At 40.2% G+C, this 21,440-nt stretch carries 21 protein-coding genes and 1 tRNA gene; 18 read left to right on the top strand and 4 right to left on the bottom strand.

The window, feature by feature from the left end; translation table 11 throughout:
- Positions 1-44: 44 nt before the first annotated feature.
- A complete protein-coding gene (locus tag NSQ76_RS05005) occupies positions 45-734 on the bottom strand; it encodes a DUF1963 domain-containing protein (protein ID WP_149125834.1) in 690 nt (229 codons plus the stop codon).
- Between the two features lie 18 nt (positions 735-752).
- Complete coding sequence (locus NSQ76_RS05010) at positions 753-1,556, bottom strand: DUF2262 domain-containing protein (RefSeq protein ID WP_025093289.1); 804 nt, start codon at positions 1,554-1,556, stop codon at positions 753-755.
- Positions 1,557-2,097: 541 nt separating this feature from the next.
- On the opposite strand from NSQ76_RS05010, the gene NSQ76_RS05015 reads away from it, so the two are divergent.
- Positions 2,098-4,041: an LTA synthase family protein gene (locus NSQ76_RS05015; protein WP_024427404.1), complete on the top strand. Its 1,944-nt coding sequence runs from the start codon at positions 2,098-2,100 to the stop codon at positions 4,039-4,041.
- Positions 4,042-4,196: 155 nt separating this feature from the next.
- A complete protein-coding gene (gene lepB, locus NSQ76_RS05020; RefSeq protein ID WP_024425343.1) occupies positions 4,197-4,763 on the top strand; it encodes a signal peptidase I in 567 nt (188 codons plus the stop codon).
- Positions 4,764-4,804: 41 nt separating this feature from the next.
- On the opposite strand, the gene NSQ76_RS05025 is transcribed toward lepB, so the two are convergent.
- On the bottom strand, positions 4,805-6,100 hold the full coding sequence (locus NSQ76_RS05025; protein WP_034624044.1) for a homocysteine synthase: 1,296 nt from the start codon (positions 6,098-6,100) through the stop codon (positions 4,805-4,807).
- 265 nt (positions 6,101-6,365) lie between these two features.
- Between NSQ76_RS05025 and NSQ76_RS05030 the strand changes: the two genes are divergently transcribed.
- The 12 genes from NSQ76_RS05030 to NSQ76_RS05085 all read left to right on the top strand — a co-directional run bounded on the left by NSQ76_RS05030 (position 6,366) and on the right by NSQ76_RS05085 (position 15,608).
- Positions 6,366-6,521: an FbpB family small basic protein gene (locus NSQ76_RS05030; protein ID WP_029706872.1), complete on the top strand. Its 156-nt coding sequence runs from the start codon at positions 6,366-6,368 to the stop codon at positions 6,519-6,521.
- A gap of 163 nt (positions 6,522-6,684) precedes the next feature.
- Positions 6,685-7,452, top strand: a complete 768-nt coding sequence (locus tag NSQ76_RS05035) for an ABC transporter ATP-binding protein (RefSeq protein ID WP_034624043.1) — start codon at positions 6,685-6,687, stop codon at positions 7,450-7,452.
- A 29-nt stretch (positions 7,453-7,481) separates the two neighbouring features.
- On the top strand, positions 7,482-8,459 hold the full coding sequence (locus NSQ76_RS05040; protein WP_373393910.1) for an aliphatic sulfonate ABC transporter substrate-binding protein: 978 nt from the start codon (positions 7,482-7,484) through the stop codon (positions 8,457-8,459).
- Positions 8,456-9,286, top strand: a complete 831-nt coding sequence (locus NSQ76_RS05045; RefSeq protein WP_025093293.1) for an ABC transporter permease — start codon at positions 8,456-8,458, stop codon at positions 9,284-9,286. Before NSQ76_RS05040 ends, NSQ76_RS05045 begins: the two co-directional genes overlap by 4 nt.
- A gap of 17 nt (positions 9,287-9,303) precedes the next feature.
- Entirely contained in the window at positions 9,304-10,446 is a 1,143-nt protein-coding gene (gene ssuD / locus NSQ76_RS05050) for an FMNH2-dependent alkanesulfonate monooxygenase (protein ID WP_197172741.1), read from the top strand.
- A 539-nt stretch (positions 10,447-10,985) separates the two neighbouring features.
- The gene (locus tag NSQ76_RS05055; protein ID WP_024425336.1) at positions 10,986-11,198 is read left to right on the top strand and encodes a hypothetical protein; all 213 of its coding nucleotides are present in this window, start codon (positions 10,986-10,988) and stop codon (positions 11,196-11,198) included.
- Between the two features lie 115 nt (positions 11,199-11,313).
- Positions 11,314-12,060: an ABC transporter ATP-binding protein gene (locus NSQ76_RS05060; RefSeq protein ID WP_025093295.1), complete on the top strand. Its 747-nt coding sequence runs from the start codon at positions 11,314-11,316 to the stop codon at positions 12,058-12,060.
- Positions 12,038-13,504, top strand: a complete 1,467-nt coding sequence (locus NSQ76_RS05065; RefSeq protein ID WP_125587351.1) for a hypothetical protein — start codon at positions 12,038-12,040, stop codon at positions 13,502-13,504. The genes NSQ76_RS05060 and NSQ76_RS05065 overlap by 23 nt, the downstream gene beginning before the upstream one ends.
- Entirely contained in the window at positions 13,488-14,393 is a 906-nt protein-coding gene (locus NSQ76_RS05070) for a PqqD family protein (protein WP_025093297.1), read from the top strand. Before NSQ76_RS05065 ends, NSQ76_RS05070 begins: the two co-directional genes overlap by 17 nt.
- A complete protein-coding gene (locus NSQ76_RS05075; RefSeq protein WP_024425332.1) occupies positions 14,390-14,671 on the top strand; it encodes a hypothetical protein in 282 nt (93 codons plus the stop codon). Before NSQ76_RS05070 ends, NSQ76_RS05075 begins: the two co-directional genes overlap by 4 nt.
- Positions 14,672-14,750: 79 nt before the next feature.
- Positions 14,751-15,407 (top strand): hypothetical protein, encoded by a 657-nt coding sequence (locus NSQ76_RS05080; protein WP_125587350.1) that lies wholly within the window; start codon positions 14,751-14,753, stop codon positions 15,405-15,407.
- Between the two features lie 127 nt (positions 15,408-15,534).
- Positions 15,535-15,608 (top strand) — tRNA-Gly (locus NSQ76_RS05085).
- A 98-nt stretch (positions 15,609-15,706) separates the two neighbouring features.
- On the opposite strand, the gene NSQ76_RS05090 is transcribed toward NSQ76_RS05085, so the two are convergent.
- Positions 15,707-16,303 carry a hypothetical protein gene (locus tag NSQ76_RS05090; protein ID WP_025093299.1) on the bottom strand — a complete coding sequence of 199 codons (597 nt, stop codon included), beginning with the start codon at positions 16,301-16,303 and terminating at the stop codon, positions 15,707-15,709.
- An 83-nt stretch (positions 16,304-16,386) separates the two neighbouring features.
- Here NSQ76_RS05090 and queG point away from each other — a divergent pair, with 83 nt between their 5' ends.
- From queG to NSQ76_RS05110, 4 genes are all read left to right on the top strand, one after another.
- Positions 16,387-17,535 (top strand): tRNA epoxyqueuosine(34) reductase QueG, encoded by a 1,149-nt coding sequence (gene queG / locus NSQ76_RS05095; RefSeq protein WP_024427417.1) that lies wholly within the window; start codon positions 16,387-16,389, stop codon positions 17,533-17,535.
- 61 nt (positions 17,536-17,596) lie between these two features.
- Positions 17,597-18,499, top strand: a complete 903-nt coding sequence (locus NSQ76_RS05100; RefSeq protein ID WP_125587349.1) for an amidase domain-containing protein — start codon at positions 17,597-17,599, stop codon at positions 18,497-18,499.
- 43 nt (positions 18,500-18,542) lie between these two features.
- A complete protein-coding gene (gene trmL, locus NSQ76_RS05105; protein WP_024425327.1) occupies positions 18,543-19,016 on the top strand; it encodes a tRNA (uridine(34)/cytosine(34)/5-carboxymethylaminomethyluridine(34)-2'-O)-methyltransferase TrmL in 474 nt (157 codons plus the stop codon).
- Positions 19,017-19,460: 444 nt separating this feature from the next.
- A complete protein-coding gene (locus tag NSQ76_RS05110; protein WP_341052820.1) occupies positions 19,461-21,356 on the top strand; it encodes a PrkA family serine protein kinase in 1,896 nt (631 codons plus the stop codon).
- Positions 21,357-21,440: the final 84 nt, after the last annotated feature.

Genomic DNA, 21,440 nt, shown 5'->3' on the forward strand with positions numbered 1-21,440 from the left:
TATTCATTACGCTTAGGAGAAGGCAAGGTTTCATTCAATAAACGTTAAAAACAATCCCAGTGCATAAACCATTCTTTTGATTCTTTGTCATAATAGAAATACATCGTGCCGTTATCACCAATCATGAAACGAGGTTTTTCTTCTGAGGCGATTTGCAGCATGAATTCGCCTTGTTGTTGATGGGGCGGGGATTGAATATACGCCCCATACCCACCGATTTTTGTGAACGAATAATTTGTGTATTGATTAAAGAAGTGGTTTGTGGCTTCTTCACTTTCGTTTACTTCTGATAAATCGATGTATGACCATGCTTCTTCCCAGCAAGGGAAGTCCCTTTGCTCACTTTCGTTCCATTGGATTTGAAAGGCTTTGAGCCCTCTCACTTCTTCAGGAGTTTCAGCTACTTCTAAACCTTCGATTGATGCATATTCAATGAGCTTCCAGCCTTCACCGTTTTTGGTGATATCAATCGGAAGTGTTTTCTGATTAAGAAAAATTTGAATCAGTTTACATTCATTGAAGCCGTTCATTCCTCCTGGCACTTCTGGTAAATAAATTTGTAAAATCGGAATCATGGCCCCATCTTGATCTGTCGGCCAGCCTTGGTTAGGATCGATGAAAAAATGGCTGGCAAACCAGCTGTGTATAGCTGGATCAGGACGGAAGCCGCCAATTTTGGCGATGGCTGGCGTTTTCCCGATTAGATTTAATTCTTGAAAAGCTTTGATTTCCATGGGTTATTCCTCCAGCCTTTAGCCTGCAATGTGTGCATCATGAAATGTGCCATTTATATTTCCTGTGACAATAATGACATGACCCCAAAATAAATCACCGTCATGATAGTAGACTTCAAACTCTCCCTCAGGGTAAACATGCAGGCTTTCAAGTGAAATGCGGCTTATAAATTGATTCAGTGTGAGTTCTTCTTGCTTTTCAGCTGATTCGTCTTGTTCCTGCCAATCCTTTGCTAGATCTATCAGCTGATTCGCGGCAAATGATTTAATAGAAGAATCCCATTTGGCTTGCTCTTGCATAAGTTGGTTTGCTGTTCGAAGAGAGTCATTTATTTTTTCATCTTCTTCGAGGTTGAAGTAGAGAAGGCACTCTTCATTGCTCCATTGGATCGTTTTTTCAAATAAGTCTAGTCCTTTTACTAACTCAAAGGTTCCAAGTATGTCATCATGATAATACACAGGCTTTTGGGCTTCTTCTAAAATTTCTTGAAGCGCTTGATCCTTTGTGTCTGTATCGATCAAAGATACAAGCATGAATTCACCTTCGCCTTTTCGAACCTGAAGTGTAACGATTGATTCTTTATGTAATTGTGCCTGTTTTTCCCTTAATCCCTCGTCATCTGTTAACCAGCAAAGTCTTACATTTTCGGTTATGATATGACCGTTTTCTTTCCAAGCAATCAGTGGAATAGAAGCGGTCCAAAGAGGTGCCTGGCCTGCTTTTCCTGCCCCTACGCCAGAAGGTCCTGTAACAGCAATGATAGTGACTACATCTTCTGAAAATCTTTCTTCAAAAGTGTTGATTTGTTTGTTAATCTTCATGTGATGTCCTCCAGCCTGATTTTTTTGTCATGAACATATAAGTGTTGTGATCAAGTTCTACCTCTTTATCACACCGCACATCAGTAGGGGAAATCAAGCTTTTTTTGTTTAAAACTGTTTTTTTAGGGAGGTACATGGATTAATGGAGGTTGAGTCACAATAAAAGAAGCAAGGATCGAATTTTGTATAAATTTGGGTAAATGAGTCGAAAAGCCTAGGTTATTCTTCCTTTTCTTTATAATTACTTTGACACGAATAGATGAAAAAAGTAAAGTAATACTGAGTGATTTACAAAACCTTATTCATCCACTAAAACATGAAGTGTGCGTAAATTTAATGTAAATGGATATTTTTCCTTTTATTTACTCGTATTTTTTTTGAAACTTATGATGCTTCTCATTCGTTATATTAAAGGAGCGCATGTATCCGGCGGAGACAGAGCATCGGCATGCTTGGCGAAGAAGATTTACATTTGCAAAATGAATGTAAATTTTTTATGATTTCATTTATATCAGAACGATGATAAGAAAGAAGAGGTTTTATGAAAAAAATATTTGCAAACAAATATAGCTTTTTTGTTTTGGCTGTCCTTTTATTCTGGGCTAAATCGTACACAGCCTACAAAATGGACTTTAATTTAGGAGTAAAAGGTTCTTTTCAAGAGGGGCTTCTCTTATTGAATCCATTTAGTTCAGCCATCGTGTTTTTTGGACTTGCTCTCTTTTTGAAGGGGCGTAAATCTGCCATTGTTTTAATTGTTATTGATTTTATTATGACCGCACTTTTATATGCAAATGTAGCGTATTACCGTTTCTTTGATGACTTTTTGACTTTCTCAACAATGAAGCAGGCAGGAAATCTTGGGGGAGGCATGACTGGCGGTGTGCTAGCAAGCATTAAGCCGCATGACCTTTTATACTTCCTTGATATTATCATTTTGATTGCGATTGTCATTTGGAGACCAGAAGTGAAGAAGTTCCAAATGAAAAAGACGTTTGCACTGCTGATTGTAGCTGCAGGTATTGGACTGTTCTTTGTAAACCTTCATTTGGCTGAAAAGGATCGTCCAGAATTATTAACGAGAACCTTTGATCATAAGTATGTTGTCAAATACTTAGGTGTTTATAACTATACGATTTATGATGGGGTACAAGCAGCACAAAACGCAACACAGGTAGCAAATGCAAGCAGTGAAGATTTAACGGATGTTGTGAACTATACGTCCTCTCACTATGCGAAGCCAAATGCAGAGTATTTTGGTAAAGCAAAAGGCAAAAACATTATTAAAATTCATTTAGAAAGCTTCCAGTCTTTCTTAATTGACTACAAATTAAATGGAGAAGAAGTGACTCCATTCTTAAACAAACTGGCTCATGGGAAAGACGACTTTACGTATTTTGATAACTTCTTCCATCAGACAGGTCAAGGGAAGACATCAGATGCTGAGCTGATGATGGATAATAGTATGTTTGGCTTGCCAGAGGGAGCAGCATTTGTGACAAAGGGTGAAAATACCTTTCAATCACTACCTGCCATCCTAGATCAAAAAGCAGGCTATACGAGTGCAGTACTTCATGGGGACTATAAATCTTTCTGGAACCGTGACACGATTTATAAACATATGGGAATTGATCAATTCTTTGACGCTTCCTATTACAACATGGATGAAGAAAACCTTGTGAATATGGGTCTGAAGGATAAACCGTTCTTCAAAGAATCAATTCCAATGCTAGAATCAATGAAAAAGCCATTTTATGCACATTTAATGACACTGACAAATCACTATCCATTTAATTTAGATGAAAAAGATGCGACAATCGCTAAGGCAACAACTGGCGATAAAACAGTCGATAACTATTTCCAAACAGCAAGATATTTAGATGAGTCATTAGAGCAATTCTTCAAAGACTTGAAAAAATCAGGTATGTATAAAGACTCAGTCATTTTATTATATGGTGACCATAACGGTATTTCTGAGAACCATAACCGTGCAATGAGTGAAATTCAAGGGAAAGAAATCACTCCTTATCAAAATGCACAAAACCAGCGTGTTCCGCTCATGATTCGTATTCCTGGTAAGAAGGGCGGCGTGAACCATACGTATGGTGGTGAAGTCGACGTTATGCCAACACTTCTTCACTTACAAGGTATCGATTCAAATGAATTCGTGAATTTTGGAACAGACTTATTCTCTAAAAAGCATGATGAGACTGTTGCCTTCCGTAATGGAAACTATGTGACACCGAAATACACACTTGTCGATAATACCGTTTATGATACGAAAACGGGTAAAGTGGTGAAACAAAATAAAAAGACAGAGGCGATTAAAGCCCGTGTTGATAATCAGTTAAGTCTTTCAGATAAAGTGCTCTATAGGGATCTTCTTCGATTCCATAAGTTATCTGATTTCAAACCAGTGAATCCATCGGATTATTTCTATGGTAAAGCAAACAAAGAAAAAGAAGCGGATTCTTCTGCTAACTAACTGAGTTTTGGGCAAGCACAGAAAGGTGCTTGCCTTTTTCTCTCTCTTCGCTTGATTTGTTGGCAAAATATGTTTATATTTAGGGAGAAACAAGCGTGACGCCGGCTGGCAGCTGGTGACACACATTTCGTCCTTGGGGAATTCAGGAGGAGCTTATGACAACAAATACAAAAACACAAAAAAAGAAATCAGAATTATGGGGCTGGATCAAAGCCATCTTAATCGCATTTATTGCTGTTTTTATCATTCGGAACTTTTTATTCGCGCCATACATTGTCAAAGGATCTTCCATGTATCCGACATTGCATGATACAGAGCGGGTGTTTGTGAATAAAACGGTTGATTATTTCGGTGATTATAAACGAGGACAGATCATTGTTCTTGATGGGGAAGACCGCAGCACTCATTATGTCAAACGATTGATTGGTTTACCTGGTGATAAAATTGAAATGAAAAATGATCAGCTATATGTTAATGGAAAAAAAGTGGCGGAGCCTTACTTAGCGTCAAACAAAAAGAAAGCAGCTGCAGATGGCACCTTGCTGACACCTGATTTTGGCCCTCTGACTGTTCCAAAAGGAAAGTACTTTGTCATGGGCGACAATCGCCAAAATTCAATGGACAGCCGCAACGGCTTAGGTCTTTTTACAAAGCGTGATATTCAAGGAACTACCTCATTTGTATTTTATCCTTTCCAAGACATTCGATTACTCAATCATTAATAAACAATAAAAAAGCACACAGCCGTGTGCTTTTTTCTATGTCATTCAGACTGACTTTTTGTAATCGCCTGTTCAAGATCTGCAAGAATATCTTCAATCGCTTCTGTTCCAACAGATAAACGAATGAGCTCTGGTGTGACACCTGTCGCTTTTTGTTCTGCTTCGCTTAATTGCTGATGCGTTGTGCTGGCAGGGTGAATGATGAGGGATTTAGAATCGCCCACGTTTGCGAGATGGGAGAAAAGCTGCACAGAATCAATGAGCCTTTTACCTGCTTCGCGTCCACCTTTAATACCGAATGTGAGGATTGCACCTTGTCCTTTTGGTAAATAGGTTTGAGCAAGCTCATAGGATTCGTGACTTTCAAGACCCGGATAGCTTACCCAATCGACAAGAGGGTGATCCTGTAAGAATTGTGCTGTTTTCAAGGCATTTTCACTATGCCGCTCAAGACGAAGATGTAATGTTTCTAAACCCTGCAGAAGTAAAAATGAGTTGAATGGCGACAGAGCTGCCCCTAAATCACGTAATAGCTGTACTCGTGCTTTTGTGATATAAGCTGCTTCTCCAATCGCTTCTGTATATGTCAGACCGTGATAGCTTGGATCTGGTTCAGTCAGTCCTTTGAACTTATCGCTGTCAGCCCAAGGGAATCGGCCGCTATCAACGATGACGCCGCCAATTGATGTACCGTGACCGCCAATAAATTTGGTTGCTGAGTGGACGACAATGTCTGCACCAAACTCGATAGGTCTTAATAAATAAGGGCTGGCGAGCGTATTATCCACAATAAGCGGGATATGATGCTTGTGTGCAATGGCTGAGATGGCTTCAATATGTAAAATGTCGCCTTTTGGATTTCCAATGCTCTCTGCATACACTGCCTTTGTTTTGTCTGTGATCGCCGCTTCGAGTTCTTCAAGGTTGGATGAATCGACGAATTTTACTGTAATTCCAAGTTTTTTGAGTGTATGGGCAAATAAATTGTAGGTGCCGCCATAAAGACTGCTTGAGGAAACGATTTCATCTCCGGCTCCTGCAATGTTTAAAATAGAATAAGTCGTCGCTGCTTGTCCAGAAGAAACAGCAAGTGCACCAATTCCACCTTCAAGCTCAGCGATACGCTTTTCAAATACGTCATTTGTAGGGTTCATAATACGTGAATAAATATTTCCCGGTTCCTGAAGACCAAATAAATTCGCTGCATGCTCACTGTCTCTAAAACCAAAGGAGCTCGTTTGGTAAATAGGCACGGCTCTTGAATAGGTCGCTGAATCAAGCTCCTGACCTGCGTGAATGGCTTTTGTTTCTAAACGAAATGGACGTTCCTCTGACATGTGTGTATCCTCCTTTTGTTAGATAAAACCAACTGTTTTGATAAGAAATATTTAATAAGACTATAAATCTTGTTCCCTGCTCGGTCAATCATTTTTTAGATAAATCTGAAAAAACAATAAATATAGTTGACAGGTAGGAATAGTGTGTATTAACATGAGCATACTGAAAACACGAACAAGAATGGCTGATCGGTCAACCGAAGGCTCTATCACTCAAGCATGAGTGAAGAGCCTTTTTTTATTTGAAAAAGAAAGGATGATGAAAATGGAAAAAAAGAAAAAACGAAAAAAATACAGAAAACACATGGATCTCACACTAGACATATTGATTGAGCGGAACAAATATGAGATTTACAGCAGCAAGGAACGAATAGAAGCGATTTACGATCGGATCGATGAAAAACATACAAGGACAAAATAACCATTTTATAAATTTGAGTTGATTTATGGGATTAATATGATTTAGGATGGTGCTAACAAATCAATATGATTAGCTGATCGGACAACGCGAAGGCTCTTATCTCTTTTTTGGGATAAGGGCCTTTCTGTGTATTTATCTGATCGCAAGAGGAGTGAAGGCTTCAATGACGATTTCAATTGATATTGTGGATAAAACCTTTTGGAAAAACAAACAGTCCATTCGGGTACTTGAAAACTTAAGATTGAGCATCATTCCTGGTGAATTTATAACAGTAATAGGTCCGAGCGGATGCGGGAAAAGTACGTTGCTAAAAATCATAGGCGGGCTCGACACAGTGTATGATGGGCAAATTTTGATAGGAGATAGACAGGTCACAGAACCAGGAATGAAACAGGGCTTTATCTTTCAGGAACACCGCCTGTTTCCATGGCTGACAGTCGAAGAAAATATAGCGGCCAATTTCAATTTAAAACAACAGGATGTACGCCGCAAAGTGGATGAACTGATTGAAATTGTTCGTTTAAAAGGATTTGCACACGCTTATCCACATGAGCTCTCCGGAGGAATGTCGCAACGGGTTGCCATTGCGAGAGCACTCCTTCGTGATCCGGAGATCTTATTGCTGGATGAACCATTTGGTGCGCTGGATGCATTCACACGAAAGCACTTGCAGGATGTGCTGCTGGACATTTGGCAGGAGAAAAAAACAACAATGATTCTCGTTACTCATGATATTGATGAATCGATTTATTTAGGAAATGAAATTGTGCTAATGCAAGCGAGACCTGGCCGAATCCATAAAATTCTTCCTGTGAACCTGCCTTTTCCGCGTGATAGAACGTCAACCGCTTTTCAAAGCTTAAGACAAAAGGTGCTTTCAGAATTTGAGAAAACAGATGAATTGTTACTAACTGATGGATCAGGGATTTAGGGAGGGGAAATCGCATGAAAAAGAAACAGATGATCGTTATCTTTTTGACTCTGCTGCTTGTTTTAGCAGGGTGTGATCAAGCAGCAGACGGCTCAGAAAACAAGGTGAAAGAAATTAGGATTGGGATTCAGCAAAGTTTGAGCCCGCTGCTTTTAGCAAAGGAAAAGGGCTGGTTTGAACAATCATTTGAAAAAGAAGGAGTGAAGGTAAAGTGGGTGGAGTTTCAAAGTGGTCCTCCTCAATTTGAAGGACTTGCTGCAAATCAATTAGATTTCTCGCAAGTTGGAAACTCACCTGTCATAGCAGGTCAGGCAGCAGGTATTGATTTTAAGGAAATTGGTTTATCTCAGGATGGGCTGAAAGCGAACGGTATTTTAGTGAATAAGAACAGTAAGATTCAAAAAGTAGAAGACTTAAAAGGGAAAAAAATTGCTGTCGCTAAAGGGAGCAGCGGCTTTGATTTTTTATACAAAGTATTAGATCAGGCAGGTTTATCTGCGAAGGATGTTCAAATCATTCAGCTTCAGCCAGATGAAGCGATATCAGCATTTGAAAATGGGTCCGTTGATGCTTGGTCGATCTGGGAGCCGTTCTTATCACTTGAAACGATAAAGAAGGGAGCAAAGCTGCTAGTGAATGGGGAAGCGACCGATTTATATTCTCCAGGTTTCACACTTGTTCGAACTCAGTTTGCTGATCAGCATCCTGAACTAGTAGTGAAATTTTTAAAGGTATATGACCATGCAGTGAAGTGGCAAAAAGCACATCCAGAAGAGGCTGTTACTCTATATGCGCGTGTAAAAAATTTAGATAAGAAGGTCGTCACACAAGTATTAAACAATACGGAACCACTCAATAAGCCCATTTCGAAGAAGATCATCAATGCTCAGCAGCATACCGCTGATTTTCAATATCAAACAAAAGCGATCAAGAGAAAAATTGATGTCAATCAGGTTGTAGATAATTCGTTTATTGAAAAAATGCTAAAAGAGGAGATGAATAAATGAAAGCTATTTCGAACCCGGCTTTAGCATCTAAAATTGAGCGGTCAAAGAAAAAAAGGAGAAAAGCTTCTTCTTTATATAAGTTAAAGGGACTGGTATTACCTCTCCTACTTATTGCAGTTTGGCAGATCATAGCTGGTTCTCAAATCGTTTCTTCCACTGTCTTGCCTTCGCCTGTCTTGATTGCAGAATCCTTTCGAGAGTTGATTCGTTCTGGTGAACTGTTTGGCCATCTATACATCAGCCTTTATCGAGCGATATGTGGATTTTTACTAGGGGGAGGCTTAGGTCTTTTGCTGGGCGTATGCGTAGGGTTTTCTAAAAAAACAGAGCAGTATGTAGATCCGACATTGCAAATGTTGAGAACCGTTCCACATTTAGCGGTCACTCCTTTATTCATCCTCTGGTTTGGCTTTGATGAAACGGCGAAAATTTTATTGATTGCACTTGGGGCTTTTTTTCCGATTTATATTAATACTTTTCTAGGTATTCGCAGTGTAGACAATAAGCTGTTTGATGTGGCTCGCGCCTTAGAGTTTAATGTGTATCAAAGCATCACAAAGCTGATTTTACCGGCTGCTCTTCCTCATATTCTTCTGGGCGTGAGACTGTCATTAGGAATTGCTTGGCTTGGTTTGGTGGTAGCTGAGTTGATGGGTTCAAGCAGCGGGGTAGGCTATATGATTATGGATGCAAGGCAATTCTCTCAAACGGATAAAGTGTTTGTAGGAATTATCATCTTTGCAGTAGTTGGTAAGCTGACAGATTCATTTGTACGTCTGTTAGAAAAGCGTCTGCTCAAGTGGCGCACTAGTTATCAAGGTGAATAATAACAGGGGGCGATGTTATGAATATTTTATGGTTTATTCCAACGCATGGAGACGGCCGTTATTTAGGATCAGCAAAAGGGGCAAGACAGGCAGACTATCCATATTTTAAACAGATTGCTCAAGCAGCTGATCAGCTTGGTTATACAGGGGTCTTGCTGCCTACTGGGAGATCATGTGAAGATCCATGGCTGACGGCAGCTGCTTTAGCTGCGGAAACCACTCATTTAAAGTTCCTCGTGGCTCTTAGACCAGGGCTGATGCAGCCGTCTGTTGCTGCTAGAATGACTTCTACATTGGATCGTCTTTCAGGCGGGAGACTGTTGATTAATGTGGTAGCAGGGGGAAGTAAAGAGGAGCTTGAAGGGGATGGGCTGTTCATTTCTCATGATGAACGCTATGAGGCAACAGAAGAATTTTTGACAATTTGGAAGCGGTTATTGAATGGAGAAAATGTACAATTTCATGGCAAACATCTACAAGCGGAGAATGGCCGTCTGTTATTCCCGCCAGCTCAAACACCCCATCCACCAGTCTTTTTTGGCGGATCATCAGCAGCAGGAATTCAAGCAGCCGCCAAGCATACAGATGTCTATTTAACTTGGGGCGAACCGCCTGCACAAGTAAAAGAGAAAATTGCACAAGTGAAGAAACAGGCTGAAAAGGAAGGAAGAACGGTGAAGTTTGGCATTCGTCTTCATGTGATTGTGAGAGATACCGAAGAGGAGGCATGGGAGGCAGCGGAACATCTGATTCGTCATTTGGATCAAAAAACAATTGATGAGGCGCAAAAAGTGTTACAGAGGATGGATTCAGTAGGTCAAAGACGAATGGTGGAATTGCATCAAGGGAGGAAAGACAAACTTGAAATCAGCCCAAATCTTTGGGCAGGCATTGGTTTAGTACGCGGCGGTGCAGGAACAGCACTCGTCGGAGACCCGCAAACAGTAGCAGAACGTATCCTAGAATATGAGTCTCTAGGCATTGATACATTTATCTTTTCTGGATACCCGCATCTAGAAGAAGCTTATTATTTAGCAGAGCTTGTTTTCCCGCTCCTTCCATTCAAGAGATCAGGGGCTACAGGACTCTCTGTGCCAGCTGGTGAAATCATTGGGAACAATCATTTCCCAGATGCTGCCTCTGCTGCTAGTTCCTCATAAATATGAAAAAGCAAAGCAGTCTGCGATGGCTGCTTTGCTTTTTTCATAGAATAGCGGGAGTCTTATGTTGTGTACTGCTGAACAAAGTAAGGGCTTTTTTCCCAATCGCTTTTCTTGTATATACACATTTATAGAGTCAAGAAAAGAAGGGAAATATGCCCACTCTTTTATCAGAATGATCAGTAAATATTTCATAATTGGCGTTATTGTGACATAAAATCAGGACTTTTTTATCTGATATATCGGGGGAATTCTTTCTATCTCACAAAAAAGAAAGAATAAATATGATAGATGATAAATATGGACTATTTGAAAAAAAGGAGAAAAAAGATGGTGCAAATGACATTAAATGGGTTTTGTGGTTCTTATGGGGTGTCAAAATCTAGTAAATAAGAGAGGGTTTAAACGGATGAAAGGGAATAATTGAATAAAAAGTCACATTTTAATCAAATGTATGTTCGGTCAAAAATGGGATGTTCTGTAGATGTTTGGAGTGTGACGCCTATGATACGATCATCATAAGCTGGGAGGTGAAAAGTATGACTTATGCAGCGCCGCAAGTTGACTATTCCACTATGGAACCTGCTATTATGGACCAAGCTTGGTTCTTAGTATTTGTTGCTGTCCTTCTTGGATTGGGAGCAACAGTTGTTCTAGGAGCAGCAGTTTGGTGTATCGCAAACGGCAAGGGTAGCTTTACAGGAGCCGTTCAGTGGGAAAGTGGCTTAAAAGTCAAAATTGAATGTAAGTAGCTATACTTAGGATTCATCTTTTTGCTTCTTAGATAAGACACCAGGGCTAAACCGTCTGTGGCGGGCGGTTTAGCCTGATCTGTTTTTAAAGAATATGCAGACACTTGGAGGTTATATGTTTACGATCGAGAATTTAACCAAGACGTATAAAAATAACGTGACTGCTGTCAATGATTTTCATTTAAAGATCGACCCTCATCAAATCGTTGCTGTTGCTGGACCGAATGGTTCGGGTAAAACAACGATGATTAACTGTATACTCGGCATTATTAAGCATACAGAAGGAAGGATTCACTTGCAGGACGTCCCAAATGATGAACCATCCTTTAAAAAACAAGTAGCCTATGTTCCAGATGACCTGCTGCTCCCTGAAGCATTGACTGGTGCTGAATATTTAGATTTTGTTTCTTCTATGTATGAATGTAAAACAATTCACAGAAGAAATCAACTAATTGAACTGTTTGATATGGACTCGGCTTTATCAAGACCGATCGAAACCTATTCACATGGGATGAAAAAAAAGACACAGCTGATTGCTGCATTTATGCTTGATAGTCAATTGGTGATCATGGATGAGCCCTTTAGAGGACTTGATATTGAAGCGGTTATAAACACAAAGAAACTGATGAAGCGGTATGCCGAGCACCATGGTGCGATCTTGCTTTCAACGCATGATATGCTTTCAGCGGAAGAGCTGTGCCACAAAATCGCCATTATTTCTAAAGGAAATAAAATGGATGAAGGGACGGTCTCAGCCTTAAAGGAGAAGTATCAATCAAGCACACTGGAACAGGTGTTTCTGAAAGCTTCAATGTTAAGTGATAGGGGTGCACATTTTGATGAAATCATTAATCATTTCTAAAATGATGCTTAAAATGTGGCAGCAGGAGATGTATAAGCTCTTTGATACTCAAACGAAGCGGATCATTGTGGTCTTATTCTTTTTGTTTGCCGTCACAATGGGAGCCATTATCGGATACAGCTTTACAGGTGTCTTTATGAAGGCTTTCTTAAATGGAGATGAACGTTCACTTGGATTACTTGTCGTGTCAATGGCGATCAATGCTTCTATTTTTACAAGCTTGTTATTCGTTTTGATCAAGGTCAGAACACCTGAACAAGACCGGTTTTCTATGCAGCTCAGCTGGTTCCCGCTCTCTACCTTTCAGAAAAGTTTTGGATACTTCATTCCGATGGTGACAGTGGTGGCAGGGCTTGTTTTATTTTTTATCGGCATCCTGCTTTTACCTAATTTTATTGCCCAGGGAATAGGTATTTTCTTTATCTTCACTTTCTTTTTGATGGTGCTTTTGCAGTCGCTTTTTGTCTTAATGCTGCTGCAGTTTATTTACAATATCACTTATTTACTCGTTTTGAAATTAAGATTACCGTTGCAAAAATTTGCAGCGATCTTTGTTTTATTGGCACTCGTTGTCACGTATGGATTGACGCACTTTGATATTAGCCAAATTCAGCAATCATATATTCAGTTTGATTATCATTTGATGTATTTGACAGCACCGTTTTTCTTAGCCGCACAAGGAATGCCTCCTGAAGGGGTAAATTATGGGATCTTGATTCTGCTCATCCTCTTATCGGCAGGCGGCGCATTTGTTTCTCTTGCGATGATGCCGATTATGGCAGAGAAAAAAGCGTTAACCTTTTTACACAAGCTACCATTCTCTTCTTCAAAAAAGTGGTCACTTATTATGAAGGAAATGAAGTCACAGGTACGGAATGAAGAAAACATTTTAAACTTTCTTATTCTTCTTATTGTGATCTTATTCGTTCGTTATCAGTTTGGATTCCGCTTTGAAGAGGAAGCATTTTTTGTTCTATGCGCTCTTGCTGGATTAACAGCCTTCAATTCGTTTGGCAATGATAAACGAATGCTGGGCATGTATAAAACATTTGGTCTGAGATCGTGGGAAGTGGCTTTGTATAAGTTTATCGGCCTTCTGCTCGTAGGTGTACTGCAAATTGTTTTATTCATGCTGACAACGCTGACGCTTCCTGATCAGATTTGGCACGCATTGATTGGTGCCGCTGTGTTATGCAATGCGACTGCGCTCTTTTATATGGTAGGTATTTTACTTCCTCTTGATCGAAACAATCCCTATACAGGCATTTTTTCATTTGGAGCGCTTATTTTACTCATGATTCCGATTGTTTTTATTGGAAACTATGTCATAGGGGCGTCGAGTCAAACGCTTCAATGGCTGCTTGTGGCTGCATTTGAGGGTCTGCTCATCTTTGCCATATACAAAGGTTTTTCATGGAGGTATTCACATGATTCAACTTCTTAACAATAAGCTAAAGATTGAGCGGGTACCGGCACTAGCGCCGTATGTGACCTTACAAAAAAGGCATCTCACGGATACGCAGTATGGAAGCACACTCCCGATCAATGAAAGTGCCTATCATATGTTAACGAAAGTGGACGGTAAAAGAACTGAAGCGAGTATTACCGCAGAGCTCGCCGATTTGTTTCAGGTCGATGAGTCGGTGATTGCTCGTGATTTTTATCAGCTGATGATGGGATTGAATCAGCATCACTTGCTGTCTATTCATTATCATTCACCATATCGGATTGTGACAGCCTGCTGTCAATTTTTCAAGCAGTATCAAGTCAAAATGAAGGAACGATTTGATTGTACTGGTCACTCGTTCCTTCACATTTTTGGGACGGCTTTGCTCATGGTGACGCGTAAAATCATCTTTTTCTGGATGCTTTTTATGGTCATGGCAGGGATCGCTTTTTTATTCATTCCTGATCCGTCGATTGCAGCCATTGCGATTTATTTTACGATTATTTATTTCGGGTTAATTACCGGAACCGCCTTACATGAGGCGGCACATGGCTATGCGCATCGAAAATTTGCAGGACGGGATGGTCCTCAAGGCTTTTTTGCGAGTGACATGATGTCAGTGAAGTTTGTAAGGCCTGTATTAGACCCATTTCAGAAAAAGCAGGTATGGATTACGCTGCTTGGACCGCTTGTTCCCGGTGTGATTGGCGCAGCAGGCATTATTGTCACCATTTTATTTCTAAAAGAAAACCCGGTTTCGACAGCTTTTTTCATCTTTTCAATCACGTATTTTATTCAATTACTCTATCTTCTTCCGTTTATGGGGGATGGTAAGTCCATTATGAAGCAGCTATTGCTTGGGGGAATGGGAGGACAACGATCATGAACGTACAGGCGATGAAACAAGGCGCGATAGTTGGTAGTTTTCTAGGATTCTTAGGCTTTCCGATGCTGACAATCGGTGTACTGTTCTATCATTTATTTCAATCAAAAACGAATGATGCTTTATTATTTAACAGTCTCGCTTTTGAGATGGAAGGCTCTTCCGCATTTACTTTTCAGATCAAGCCAAACTTTTTTATTTATATGATGGTGATTTTTGCTGTGAGTTTTCTCATTGTGGCATTCCTATCAGCCATGAAACAGAAAAAAGCAAAAGGTTAGGAGAATTCTCCTAACCTTTTTTTGTGTTACGACCAAATTTTAGTATAATAAGAAATAAAAAACATCAAAGGGGATCACAATGTTTAAAAAATGGAGCATTCTTTTATTCACAGTTTTTCTATTAGCAGGATGCGGCGAGAAGGCCGAAGAAACCACGACAACCGAAAAGACGGTTTCGACAATAAAAACAGAGCCTGCCACTAAAAACCAAGTAACCATCGAACAAATGAAACTCTCAAAAAAAGAAAAAAACTTACTAGAAGCAGCAACGACTAATGAAAAGGTGGCTCTGACACTGAAAGGATTAACGAAGAAGAATAAGAGTATTACGTTTATGGGGAGTCATTACAAAAATGGACGATTAGTGGATAAGGAAGCATCATCTGCTACCTTTACTTTACACCAGGATGGAACTGACCAAACGGTGAATGTACTTCTTCAATTACATCATGAGAAAGATACATATGAATCACAATTTAGTATTTGGTCAAATAAAAAGAATGATGGGATGACGAAAGCGACATCAAGCTTTCCGTTCAAAGTAAGTGACTATGTATTTTCTGCACAATCTGAAACTGTCAAAGTTGCTTCTGGAGGAAAGGCACTGATTGCGTATACAGCGGCAATGGGGAAGGATGGAAATTCACCAATGCTTGAGGAAATTCAGAAGAATCCAAAGCAAGCGCTGAAAAATAAGTCACATGCATACTTATTTTATATCCAGCTAGATAAATAACTATCGTAATATATACGGAGAATATGAAGTTTTTTGACGAAAAATCTTCATATTCTCTTGACGAATTGTTAAGAAAGTTGTAACATAATAAAAGTCAACGCGATGACGTTGCTTTTAAAAGATTGATGCGGGTGTAGTTTAGTGGTAAAACCTCAGCCTTCCAAGCTGATGTCGTGAGTTCGATTCTCATCACCCGCTCCAATACATAATTTTGTTTATAACGCAGTATTTCGTTTCTTAGATAAACGAAGTGTTGCGTTTTTTATTATGTCAGTATAATGTGAAAAAGCACTGTCACGCTACAGTGCTTTTTCAATGAGTTCATATTTGCTTTCTCCGCCATGTATTTGTACAAACATCTTCGTCAAGGATTGAATAAGAGCTTCACTCTTTTCCCGGGAAATAGATGGCGGGAAAAGGATGATTTGAAGAATGTTCTTTGTGTCTTGAGAAATTTGTGCTTTACTTGCTTGAGAAAATAATCCATTCAGTCCTGCGCTGTCCTGCCATTCGATGTGACCAGCCTCATGTTTTGCCAGTGAAAGCGGTCCTTTGATGCGATCGGCATCTAAAGTCAGGATAGGTAAGAAATATTTTAGTGAGAAAAATATCGACAAATCCTGTACGGAATTGGTCGAGTCAATAAATTGTTCCTTTTGGATGTTGGAAAGAAGTGGAAGGAAAGGAACGTCTTTTAAAATATCCGTCCATTCTTTGATGGCTGATACTTCTTCTAAAACTTTATCTTCGTATTCAAAAAATAAGGATTCTTGAAACAGGCGTAAGCGGCCTTTTAACATTTGAGGTGATGTACCCACTTCAATATGCGAATATTCAATCTGTCCAACATGGATAGACGGGTTTTGAGGATGAGAAATTTCCATATGTATCTTCACAGTGACTCACTCCAATCGGTCATGATACACTCGTATTATACTGAAAACAACAGAAGAAACAAAGAAAGGAGGTTTGCAAGGTGATTCATGTTGGAGAATTAAAAGAAGAATTGATTCAATATGCGAAAGAAATTGGTGTCGATAAAATTCGATTTGCAAGTGCCGACACATTTGATTCATTAAAGGACCGCCTCATCTTACATGAATCGTTAGGGTATTTGTCAGGCTTTGAAGAGCCTGATATTGAAAAAAGGACAAACCCTTCTTTGCTGCTTCCGAAGGCCAAATCAATTGTTGCGATAGCGCTCGCATATCCTTCCAAAATGAAAGATGCTCCTCGAAGTACAAAGGATGCGAGACGGGGGATTTTTTGCCGGGCTTCATGGGGAACGGATTATCATGTTGTGCTGAAAAAAAAGCTTGATATGCTCGAAGAATTTTTGCGAAGCAAACATGTTGATATACGGACAAAATCAATGGTGGATACAGGAGAATTGTCTGATCGTGCTGTAGCGGAACGTGCTGGCATTGGTTTTAGTGCAAAAAACTGTATGATTATCACGCCAGAGTTTGGATCTTATGTGTATTTGGCTGAAATGATCACAAATGTCCCATTTGAACCGGATGAGAAAATTGAAGATCAGTGCGGAACTTGTAATAAATGTGTGGATTCGTGTCCAACGGGTGCGCTGGTGAATCCAGGGCAGCTGAATTCTCAGCGGTGTATTTCATTTTTAACGCAGACAAAAGGCTTTTTACCTGACGAATTTCGTTCGAAAATAGGGAATCGATTGTACGGGTGTGATACATGTCAAACTGTCTGCCCGATCAATAAAGGAAAAGACTTTCATCTGCATCCTGAAATGGAGCCAGACCCTGAAATTGCGAAGCCGCTGTTAAAGCCGCTTCTGACGATCAGCAATCGTGAGTTTAAGGAAAAATACGGTCATGTTTCAGGTTCATGGCGGGGGAAAAAGCCCATTCAGCGGAATGCAATTTTGGCACTCGCTCATTTTAAAGATACATCTGCCTTACCAGTATTAATTGAGCTGATGCACAAGGATCCAAGACCGGTCATTCGAGGAACGGCTGCATGGGCAATTGGCAAAATTGGTGATGATCAGCAGCTCCCAGAGCTGGAAAAGGCCCTTGAGCGGGAAAGTGATGAAGAAGCGAAAGAGGAGATTGTGAAAGGGATTGAGCTTTTACAGACACCTTTAAATACTAAATAACATCCCTGTGAACATAGAATGAACCAAACAAAGATTTTAAAAAATGTTTGGTGGTGTCTGTGTGAAACAATTATTAGAGAAAACTTTAGAAGACAGGCTGGCGTATTTAATCAATGACCGTGCAATCAAACAGCCGCAGCTTATGTCTGATGTGGAAGCAGTAGAGCGGAAAAAAGAGCTTTTTGCTAGAAGACAGGTTGAGATTGTAAAGGCAAAAGCAAAAACAAAACTTCTCGATTCAGCCATTCAAGATGATGGGGCTCAGCATGTGCAGTACCTTGCTCATCTCACATATGTATGCAAGGATGTAGACGATTCTTTTTATTTAGAGGAACAGGTGGAAAAAAGAGAAGCATTTCTTTATAACAACATGCTTGTCAAAGATCGGATGATGTTAGAAGAGCGGCAATGGGAAGAGCATTTGGATGAGCGCTTTCAGACCGAAGATCAATTTGGGAGAGCCTTTCATTATGACCGGCGGGCTGCCGTGAAGTATGCGGAGACATATTGGAATAAACGGAATCCAGCCTATAAAAACTTTGAAGATAACTGTACAAATTTTATTTCACAATGTTTGAAAGCAGGGAATGCGCCAACGAGAGGGTATCCGAACCGCGGGTCTGGCTGGTGGGTGCGTCCGCATACGTGGAGCTATAGCTGGACGGTGGCTCATTCGATGAAAAATTATTTAGCGAATTCAAAAGCGGGTTTGAGAGCAAAGAAACTCAAAGAAGCGCACGAGCTTCAAATTGGTGATGTCATTTGCTACGATTTTGAAGGTGATGGAAGGTATAATCATACAACCATTGTCGTTGATCATGACAAAGGCGGAATGCCTCTTGTGAATGCACAGACGTATGACTGCCGCATGCGTTATTGGTCATATGAGGATTCGACTGCCTATACACCTGCTATTCGATATATGTTTTTTCACATTTTGGACGATGCCGCGAAGGATAGTTAGTGGTATAATGTTGAGCGGAAAAGAAAATTAGAGGTGAACTTTTTTGGGACTTCATGTCGTTTTATATCAACCAGAGATTCCAGCTAATACTGGAAATATTGCGCGTACATGTGCAGCAACAAATACAACCCTTCATCTGATTCGTCCGCTTGGTTTTTCGACAGATGACAAAATGCTGAAGCGTGCAGGACTCGATTATTGGAAATATGCCAATGTGGTCTATCATGATTCACTTGATGAATTGTTTGAGGCACATCCGAAGGGGCAATTTTTCTATATCACTAAATTTGGCCAAAAGCCGCACACAACATTTGATTACTCTCAGCTGGATGAAGACTATTTCTTTGTGTTTGGAAGAGAGACAAGTGGATTGCCGAAAGATTTGATTGAACAAAATATGGACCGTTGTCTTCGTTTACCGATGACAGAGCATGTTCGTTCTCTGAATCTGTCGAATACGGCAGCCATTCTTGTATATGAGGCACTTCGCCAGCAGCAATATCGCGATCTCACATAAGATCATGATAAAAGCCGAGATACTGAACTCGGCTTTTTTATGTGAAATCACTTTTTTTGACATGTTGAAAATGAAAAGGATGTTCCGCAAATGGAACATCCTTTTTTTCATTTACCAGGCTTGCCTTCGTAGCCAGCAGTGAAAATGGATACTAAAAACGTAATGATGACGCCCATCATAATGACCGTTCTCATATAAGCTCCCCCTTATCCCTTTGTTCCGTTCGCTGCCTGTTTCATATGATGTGAAGTTCACCTTGAAAAGCAGGAGAAGAAAATCATTTTTCTCCTATTTTTCCTTTATTATGAAGGGTCTTGCGGATGGTTGTCAATTCAGTTTGCCAATTCGTCATTTTGAAGAACGAAAGCATGTAATAGGACGCCTCCGCATAGATTGTAAAACAGTATCTGATTTCTAGCTTCAATCTTGAAAGAGGAGGTTCATATGGATATTTTAAAGAAAATCGAACAGCACAGAGAAGAAGAGCAGCGTCTCAAATGGGAAGGCACATTCAGCGATTATTTAGACATTATTAAGGAAAATCCACTTGTCGCTCAATCTGCTCATTCTCGCGTTTATCATATGATTAAAGACAGCGGGATTGAAGAGGAGAATGGGGTCAGAACCTACAAATTTTTTGATCAGGAGCTGTTTGGGTTAGAGGAATCACTCGAAAGATTAGTAGAGGAATATTTTCACCCTGCTGCAAAGCGGCTAGACGTCAGGAAGCGTATTTTATTACTGATGGGACCAGTAAGCGGGGGGAAATCGACGCTTGTCACTAGATTGAAAAGAGGACTTGAAGAATATTCATTGACAGATCATGGCGCAGTTTATGCGATCAAAGGCTGCCCTATGCATGAAGATCCGCTTCATCTCATTCCGCAAAATCTGCGGGAGGATTTCTATAGAGAATATGGGATTCGTGTGCAGGGGAATTTGTCGCCTCTGAACATGATGAGACTGGAAGAGGAATATGGCGGCAGAATTGAGGATGTAAGGGTCGAGCGGATCTTTTTCTCTGAAGATAAACGGACCGGCATTGGTACCTTTAGTCCGTCTGATCCGAAATCTCAGGACATTGCCGATTTAACAGGCAGCATCGATTTTTCAACCATTGCTGAATTTGGATCAGAGTCAGATCCCCGCGCCTACCGCTTTGATGGAGAACTCAATAAAGCAAACCGAGGGATGATGGAGTTTCAGGAGATGTTAAAGTGTGATGAGAAATTTCTCTGGCACCTCCTGTCATTAACGCAGGAAGGGAATTTTAAGGCAGGAAGATTCGCCTTGATTAGTGCAGATGAATTGATCGTCGCCCATACGAATGAAACCGAGTACCGGTCGTTTATTTCAAATAAAAAGAACGAGGCGCTCCATTCAAGAATTATTGTGATGCCAATTCCTTATAACTTAAAGGTCACAGAAGAAGAACGCATTTATCATAAAATGATTTCAGAAAGTGATGTCTCAGATGTGCATATTGCCCCGCATACGCTGAAGGTAGCAGCAATGTTCTCCATTTTGACGAGATTAAAAGAGCCGAAGCGTTCTGATGTTGATTTGGTGAAAAAAATGCGTCTGTATGACGGAGAAAGTGTCGAAGGCTTCCAATCAGTCGACATTGATGAGATGAAAAAGGAATTTCATGACGAAGGGATGAGCGGAATTGATCCGCGGTATGTGATTAACCGAATTTCATCTACCATTATTCGAAAGAATATGGAATCGATCAATGCACTGGATGTTCTTCGCTCCTTAAAAGAAGGGCTTGATCAGCATCCGTCTATCTCCAGCGAGGACCGGGAGCGTTATTTGAATTTCATTTCAGTCGCGCGAAAAGAGTATGATGATATTGCGAAGAAGGAAGTGCAAAAGGCCTTTGTGTATTCCTATGAGGAGTCTGCGAAAACGCTGATGGATAATTACTTAGATAATGTCGAGGCATACTGCAATAAAAACAAGCTGCGTGATCCGTTAACGGGTGAAGAAATGAATCCTGATGAGAAGCTCATGCGTTCAATTGAAGAGCAGATCGGTATTTCTGAAAACGCCAAAAAGGCATTTAGAGAAGAAATTCTAATTCGTATTTCGGCTTATGCGAGAAAGGGAAAACGCTTTGATTATAATTCGCATGAGAGATTGCGGGAGGCCATTCAGAAGAAGCTGTTTGCTGATCTAAAAGATGTGGTGAAAATCACGACATCGACGAAGACACCGGATGAACAGCAGCTGAAGAAGGTCAATGAAGTAGTGGCTAGATTAATTGATGAGCATGGCTATAATTCCACAAGTGCAAATGAACTTTTAAAATATGTAGGCAGTCTTCTGAATCGTTAATATATGAAGGAGGCATTATTGGCGCATCAGCACCGGTAATGTCTTTTTTAGAAATGATCGTCAACTTGGATGACGAGCAGCATA

The organism is Bacillus sp. FSL M8-0256, assembly GCF_038005765.1.
Classification (GTDB): Bacteria; Bacillota; Bacilli; order Bacillales; family Bacillaceae; genus Bacillus; species Bacillus safensis.